The 7,376-nt window shown below is 60.4% G+C and carries 6 protein-coding genes; all 6 read left to right on the forward strand.

What is annotated here, in order from left to right:
- The first annotated feature begins 374 nt into the window (after positions 1-374).
- The 6 genes from recJ to ung all read left to right on the forward strand — a co-directional run bounded on the left by recJ (position 375) and on the right by ung (position 7,261).
- Positions 375-2,099 carry a single-stranded-DNA-specific exonuclease RecJ gene (gene recJ / locus ACFE0K_RS11015; protein WP_434536113.1) on the forward strand — a complete coding sequence of 575 codons (1,725 nt, stop codon included), beginning with the start codon at positions 375-377 and terminating at the stop codon, positions 2,097-2,099.
- Positions 2,100-2,437: 338 nt separating this feature from the next.
- Complete coding sequence (locus tag ACFE0K_RS11020) at positions 2,438-2,722, forward strand: DUF7352 domain-containing protein (protein ID WP_035247581.1); 285 nt, start codon at positions 2,438-2,440, stop codon at positions 2,720-2,722.
- A 349-nt stretch (positions 2,723-3,071) separates the two neighbouring features.
- Positions 3,072-4,188, forward strand: a protein-coding gene (prfB, locus tag ACFE0K_RS11025) for a peptide chain release factor 2 (protein WP_434536114.1) whose coding sequence is annotated in 2 segments (ribosomal slippage) — positions 3,072-3,143 and positions 3,145-4,188 — 1,116 coding nt in all. Because the reading frame shifts where the segments join, the coding sequence is not laid out codon by codon here.
- Positions 4,189-4,284: 96 nt separating this feature from the next.
- Positions 4,285-5,784 carry a lysine--tRNA ligase gene (gene lysS / locus ACFE0K_RS11030; RefSeq protein ID WP_434536115.1) on the forward strand — a complete coding sequence of 500 codons (1,500 nt, stop codon included), beginning with the start codon at positions 4,285-4,287 and terminating at the stop codon, positions 5,782-5,784.
- 114 nt (positions 5,785-5,898) lie between these two features.
- The gene (locus tag ACFE0K_RS11035; RefSeq protein WP_434536116.1) at positions 5,899-6,567 is read left to right on the forward strand and encodes a TetR/AcrR family transcriptional regulator; all 669 of its coding nucleotides are present in this window, start codon (positions 5,899-5,901) and stop codon (positions 6,565-6,567) included.
- Positions 6,560-7,261, forward strand: a complete 702-nt coding sequence (ung, locus tag ACFE0K_RS11040) for a uracil-DNA glycosylase (protein WP_434536117.1) — start codon at positions 6,560-6,562, stop codon at positions 7,259-7,261. The genes ACFE0K_RS11035 and ung overlap by 8 nt, the downstream gene beginning before the upstream one ends.
- The last annotated feature ends 115 nt before the right edge of the window (positions 7,262-7,376 follow it).

Consider the following 7,376-nt stretch of genomic DNA (forward strand, 5'->3'; position numbering starts at 1 on the left):
CGAAACGTGTAGGCCCGCAAGTATAGGGAAGGTGAATGACTTTTTTAGCCCCAATTTGTGACTAATTGGTCGTGGGCCTGATGGATAGGTCGTGGTTGGTGAAAATTTCAACACTTGCTCCTTGTGATGGTGCTGTTCCGGGTGCGGCGTGGCAGACTGCTGGGCCAGAAGCGAGTCGCGAGAAGCGAGTTTTGAAAACCGGCCTGCTTTTGCCTTTCGCTCCTCGCCACTCGTGCCTTGCCCTGAACCTTTGAGGGTGGCTCTTCGTCATGCAAGCATGACTTCCCACAACGCCTTGAGGTGTGTGTGGAAGGCGATGCTCGCATCGCGAATGCCTGCCTCAGCCAGAACCCCTGACTCACCGAGCCCCATTAATGCCCGTAGACAAACTCAGCCTGCCCGCCATTACTCGCCGCCCGCAGCACACCCCGGATTGGCCGGATGTGCCGCCATTGCTGGCGCGGATTCTGGCCGGGCGGGGGGTGGACGACCCGGCGCAACTGAATCTGGCGCTCAAGCGCTTGCCGCATCCGTCTTCCTTTACAGGACTGCGTGGGGCCGTGGAGCTGCTGTTACAAGGGCGATCCGACCACTGGCGCCTGTGTATTGTCGGCGACTACGACGCGGATGGGGCCACGGCCACCACTCTGATGGTGCGCGGGCTGGAGCTGCTGGGCTTCCCGCGCCCGGATTTCCTGGTGCCGGACCGTTTCGAATACGGCTATGGCCTGTCGCCGGCCATCGTCGAGCTGGCCCAACAGCAGTACCAGCCGGATCTGATCATTACCGTGGACAACGGTATCGCCAGTGTGGATGGCGTGGCCGCAGCCCGCGCCCGGGGCATCAAGGTGCTGATTACCGATCACCACCTGCCCGGTGACACCCTGCCGGAGGCCGATGCCCTGGTGAACCCGCGCCTGCCGGGCTGCGAGGATTTCCCCGCTGCCAACCTGGCCGGTGTCGGTGTCGCCTTCTACTTATTGATGGACCTGCAACGGGCCCTGCGCGAGCAGGGCTTCACGCCCACACAGCCGATTACCGATCTGCTGGACCTGGTAGCCCTGGGCACGGTGGCGGACGTGGTGTCCCTGGACGATGCCAACCGGGTGCTGGTGGAGCAGGGCCTGCGCCGTATCCGCGCTGGCAAGGGCTGCCCGGGCATCCGTGCCCTGCTACAGGTGGCCGGTCGTGATCCGAACCGGGCGCTGGCAGCGGACATGGGCTTTGCGGTGGGGCCGCGCCTGAATGCGGCGGGGCGCCTGTCGGACATGAGCCATGGCATCGCTTGCCTGCTGGCCGAGACCGATGCAGAAGCCCTGGAAATGGCCCAGGAGCTGGACACCATCAACCGCGAGCGCCGTTCTATCGAACACGGTATGCGCGATGCCGCCATGATCGAGGTGGCGCGGCTGAACCCGGAGAACCTGCCGGCGGGGCTGTGCCTGTATGGCAAGGAATGGCACGAAGGGGTGGTGGGCATTCTTGCCTCACGAGTCAAGGAAGCCATCCACCGCCCGGTGATCGCCTTCGCCCCGGCCCAGCAGCCCGGCACTCTGAAAGGCTCCGGCCGCTCGATCCCCGGTCTGCACCTGCGTGATGCCCTGGACGCGGTGGCCACTGCCAACCCGGGGCTGTTGAGCAAGTTCGGCGGCCACGCCATGGCGGCGGGGCTGTCCCTGGAGCGGGACAAGCTGGACCAGTTCAAGGTGGCGTTCGAAAAAGCGGTCAGCGAGCTGCTGTCGCCCAAGGCACTGGAAAAGGTGGTGGAGACTGATGGCGAGCTGGATGACCACGAGCTGTCCCTGGCCAACGCGGAACTGCTCAGCCATCGCTTCCCCTGGGGGCAGGGCTTTCCGGCGCCGAGTTTCGATGGCGAGTTCGAGGTGCTCAAGCACCGCATCGTCGGCGAGCGCCACCTGAAGCTGACCCTGGGCCTGCCCGGTGTCAGCGGCATCATCGATGCCATCCATTTCAATGTATCGGTGGAAGCCCTGCCCAAGCGCATCAGCCGGGTGCGCGGCGTCTACCGCCTGGAAGTGAACGAATTCCGCGGTCAGCGTAACCCGCAGCTGCTGTTCGAGCATTTGATTACGCTGTAACGCTGCCAACCGCCACCGTAGCTATCCGGGCTACCCTGATTACCCGAGTCATCGTTGGAGCCTTGCTCGCAAAGCGAACGGGTCGGAGGCCCGCCTGGGCTCGCTTTTCGCCTTGCGAGCAAGGCTCCAACGGGTGGGGATTGATCTGGCACAGCCCGCCGCCCCGCAAAATTGTCGACAATGCTGTCGGCAGCCCGGGTTTTTGCTAGCATTGCGCCTCGCGCTCACCATCGGGCGCCTGTTTTACCAGGGTGCGGCCCAAAAGGCCGTGCCGGCATTGACTGCGCGGGGTGGCTATCGTCCACCGTCGTGTTGTGTCCTTAACGGAGGGGACTCAGATGAAGACCATACACAAGCACCGCCTGAAGGTGGTCAACGAGGTGCAGGAGCTGCGCCTGCCCGAAGAAGGTAAGGTATTACGGGTGGATTACATCCCCCAGGAAGCGGTGATTTTCATGTGGGTGGAAGTGGACGCGGACACCGTGATCGACACCCCGAAAGAAGTGCGCACCTTCAAGGTGTTCACCACCGGCTCGGGCATTCCCAACAATGCCCGCTATATCGGCACCACCATCGATAACATGAAGGGCGAGGCTCACCACGTCTACGAGCTGAGAGACTGAGGTAGGAGCATCCGGGGCCTCGACAAAGCCGCTGTAGGAGTTCCTCTTGAGGGACGAATCCGAGCCTTGGCGAGGAAACAGGCGATGCGGGTGTCACCTGATCATTCTGGAGATCCCGGTTGCTCTGCTGCTCCGAACCGAATCCGGGGCAGACTCTGCGGACGATTTCCACGCTGACGCGTGGTTCGTCCCTCAAGAGGAACTCCTACAGCGGCTTCGTTATAAACGTGCGGGTCGACGCTCCTACAGCGCGGGAATAGCCCGCCCCTCGTCAGCCAACCCGCAAACCGTTAGACTGCGCTGTTTTCCACGTATCAATTCTGCCAAGCACTTATTCTAGAGAGACGTAATGGAAGTCAATCCGCTGCGAACCCACCTTTCCGACCTGTCTGAGCGTGTCGAAGCGCTTAGGGGGTATCTTTGACTACGATCAGAAGAGTGAACGTCTGACCGAAGTCGAGCGCGAGCTTGAAAACCCGGATGTCTGGAGCGACCCAGACTACGCCAAGGGTCTGGGCAAGGAACGCGCCCAGCTGGAACTGGTAGTCAACACCATCAATAACGCCTCCCAGGGGGTGGAAGATACCTCCGGCCTGCTGGAGCTGGTGGTGGAAGAGGGCGACGAAGACAGCCTGCCGGAAGTGGAAAGCGAGCTGGAACGGCTGGAGAAAATGGTGGCGGATCTGGAATTCCGCCGCATGTTCTCCGGGCAGATGGATGCCTGTAACGCCTACCTGGATATCCAGGCCGGGTCCGGTGGCACCGAAGCCCAGGATTGGGGCGAGATGATGCTGCGCATGTACCTGCGCTGGGGTGAAGCCCACGGCTTCAAGACCGAGCTGGTGGAAGCGTCCGCCGGCGATGTGGCCGGTATCAAATCTGCCACTATTCGTTTCGAAGGCGAGTATGCCTACGGCTGGCTGCGTACCGAAACCGGCGTGCACCGGCTGGTGCGCAAGAGCCCATTTGATTCCGGTGGCCGCCGCCATACCTCGTTCAGCTCGGTGTTTGTGTCTCCGGAAGTGGACGACGATATCGACGTGGATATCGATGTGGGCAGCATGCGGGTGGATACCTACCGCGCCTCCGGCGCCGGTGGTCAGCACGTTAACCGGACCGATTCTGCGGTGCGTCTGACCTATGATTACACCGACGAGGGTGGCGAGAAGCACACCCTGGTGACCCAGTGCCAGAGCGGGCGAAGCCAGCACCAGAACAAGGACCAGGCCCTGAAGATGATGCAGGCCAAGGTCTATGAACTGGAAATGCAGCGCCGCAACGCGGAAAAGCAGGTCCAGGAAAGCAACAAGTCAGATATTGGCTGGGGCAGCCAGATTCGTTCCTATGTATTGGATGATGGCCGCATCAAGGATCTGCGCACCGGCGTAGAGAGCCACAACACCCAGCAGGTATTGGACGGCGCGCTGGATCAGTTTATCGAAGCGTCCCTGAAAGCAGGATTGTAATTCCGGGAAGTGGGGGCCCCAGACGGCTCCCGCTGTATTAACAAGCAGCATCAGCCTTGCCAGCAGGCAGGCGAGAGACCGAATTAAGGTAACCCGATGGCCGACGAGCAACAGACACAGACTGATCCCCAGGAAGCGTCACAGGACGAAAACCGCCTGATCGCCGAGCGCCGTGCCAAGCTGGCCGACCTGCGTGAGGCGGGCAATGCCTTCCCCAATCACTTCCGTCGCGATTTTCTGGCCGCCGACCTGCAGGCGCAGTATGGCGAGTTCAGCAAGGAAGAGCTGGCTGAGAAGAACATTCAGGTTGCTGTTGCCGGGCGCATGATGCTCGATCGCAAGGCTTTCAAGGTGCTGCAGGACATGTCCGGGCGCATCCAGATTTATGCCTCCAAGGACGTGCAGAAAGACACCAAGCACTGGGATCTGGGCGATATCGTTGGCGTGAAAGGAATTCTGTGCAAATCGGGCAAGGGCGACCTGTATGTGATGATGGATGAGTATCTGTTGCTCACCAAGGCGCTGCGTCCGCTGCCGGAAAAACACAAGGGCCTCACCGACACCGAAGCTCGCTATCGCCAGCGCTATGTGGATCTGATCGTTAACGAAGAGACCCGCAAGGCCTTCCGGATCCGCTCGAAGATGGTGGCCGGTATCCGCAACTTCCTGGTGGAAAAAGACTTTGTGGAAGCGGAAACCCCCATGCTGCAGGTGATTCCCGGCGGCGCCACCGCGCGGCCCTTCATCACTCACCACAACAGCCTGGACATGGACATGTACCTGCGCATTGCGCCGGAACTGTACCTGAAGCGTCTGGTGGTGGGCGGTTTCGAGAAGGTGTTCGAAATCAACCGCAACTTCCGCAACGAAGGGCTTTCCACCCGCCATAATCCGGAATTCACCATGCTGGAGTTCTACCAGGCATTCGGTGATTACCACGATCTGATGAACCTGACCGAGGAAATGCTGCGCAAGCTGGCCCAGGACGTGCTGGGTACCACCGAGGTGAGTTATCAGGGAGATGTGTACGATTTTGGTAAACCCTTTACCCGGATAACGGTTTTCGATTCGATTTTGCATTTTAATCCGGATATCGACCCGGCGAAGCTGGCGGACCCGGATGGGGCCCGCGCCATCGCCGAGTCACTGGGGATTCCACTGAAAGATGGTTACGGCCTGGGTAAGGTACAGATCGAGATCTTCGAGAAGACGGTAGAGCACCGTCTGAAAGATCCGACCTTCATCACCGAGTACCCCACGGAAGTGTCGCCGCTGGCTCGCCGCATGGACGATAATCCGTTTGTGACCGAGCGCTTCGAGTTCTTCGTGGGTGGCCGCGAAATCGCCAACGGCTTCTCTGAGCTGAACGATGCCGAGGACCAGGCTGAGCGTTTCCGTCAGCAGGTAGCGGAAAAGGATGCTGGCGATGATGAGGCCATGTTCTATGACGAGGATTACGTGACCGCGTTGGAGCATGGCCTGCCGCCGACAGCCGGTGAGGGCATTGGCATCGACCGGCTGGTAATGTTATTTACAGATTCACCGTCCATTCGGGACGTGATCCTGTTCCCGCATATGCGTCCCCAGGGACGTTGAGGCTGATTTGGGGCACGGTTTGTGCCCCGGCTTGCGGGTAGAAGGTGGGAGAGCGACACAACACATCCCCTCAGGGGGAGTACCGGGCTGAATCAACAAAGGCTGACTGTGTCCATGAGTAGTGCAATTCAATACCAGGGAAGAAAAGCGCGTCGCGCCGGCAGTGAACAGCGTCGTCAGGCCATTCTCGAAGCCGCGCTGAACATTATTGTCAAAGAGGGTATCCGTGCAGTGCGTCACCGGGCCGTGGCCCGTGAGGCGGATGTCCCCCTGTCGGCAACCACCTACTACTTCAAAGATATCTCCGATCTGATCGCCGATACCTTCACCCTGTTCGCCGAACGGGCGCTCAAGGATGTGATCGAGCCGTTCAAGGAACGGGCCTTTGCCCTGTTGTCGCAATTTTCCCGTGACAGTCTCGCCGATGCGGAAGAGCGCCAGCGCCTGATCGACATGATGGGCAAGATGATGGCGGCCTTTATCGTCGACGAGCTGACCACCCGCCGTGGCCATCTGGTGGCGGAGCAGGCGTTCATGCAGGAAGCGATCATGGACAGCCGCCTGCGTGAGCTGGCAGATCTGTACCTGCACCAGCAGCTGGAAAGCCTGATGATCGCCACCGAACTGTTCGGCAGCGACAATCCTCGCCTGGATGCGGAGCTGATTCTGATGGCGATGATGTCCATCGAGCAGCGTCTGCTGGTACACCCGGAAAAAATCTCCGAGGAGTTCGTGGAGGCGCGTATGTGCAACCTGCTGGACAAGTTGTTGCCTCGTGGCTGACAACAGTGCCCAGAACGTACAGCTGGAACCGGGATGGAAACAGCACCTGGCCGGGGAGTTCGAGCAGGACTACATGGCCCGGCTGCGGGCTTTTCTGGCTGATGAAAAGCGGGCCGGCAAAACCGTATTTCCGCCCGGCCCGGATATCTTCAACGCCTTCAACCTGACGCCCTTCGACAAGGTGAAGGTGGTGATTCTGGGCCAGGACCCTTACCACGGCCCGGATCAGGCCCATGGCCTGTGTTTTTCCGTGCAGCGTGGTGTCAAAACCCCGCCGTCGCTGGTCAATATCTACAAGGAAATCCATCGGGATCTGGGGATCGAGATACCGGCCCATGGCAACCTGACCCACTGGGCGGAGCAGGGCGTGCTGCTGCTCAATGCGGTGCTCACCGTGGAAGCCGGCCAGGCCGCCTCTCACCAGAAGCAGGGCTGGGAGCAGTTCACCGACCAGGCCATCGAACACCTGAACCGGGAGCGAGAGGGGCTGGTTTTCCTTCTCTGGGGCAGCCATGCCCAGAAGAAGGGCAAGCTGATCGACCGCAGCAAGCACTGCGTGCTCACCGCCCCGCACCCGTCGCCCTTGTCCGCCCACCGGGGTTTCCTCGGTTGCGGCCATTTCTCCCGCGCCAATCAGTACCTGCTGCAACAGGGCAAAACCGTCATCGACTGGTCGGTGCCTGAAGATCAATGAATAGTTAATAATGAATAATTAATAACGGCGCGGTTAGGCGCAGGGTTTCTCAAAGGCAATGGGCCGCGTTCAGGTTTTGTGCGCGGCCTGCAAAGTTGCACAACAGGAAGGCATA

Source organism: Alcanivorax sp. (assembly GCF_051117345.1).
Classification (GTDB): domain Bacteria; phylum Pseudomonadota; class Gammaproteobacteria; order Pseudomonadales; family Alcanivoracaceae; genus Alcanivorax.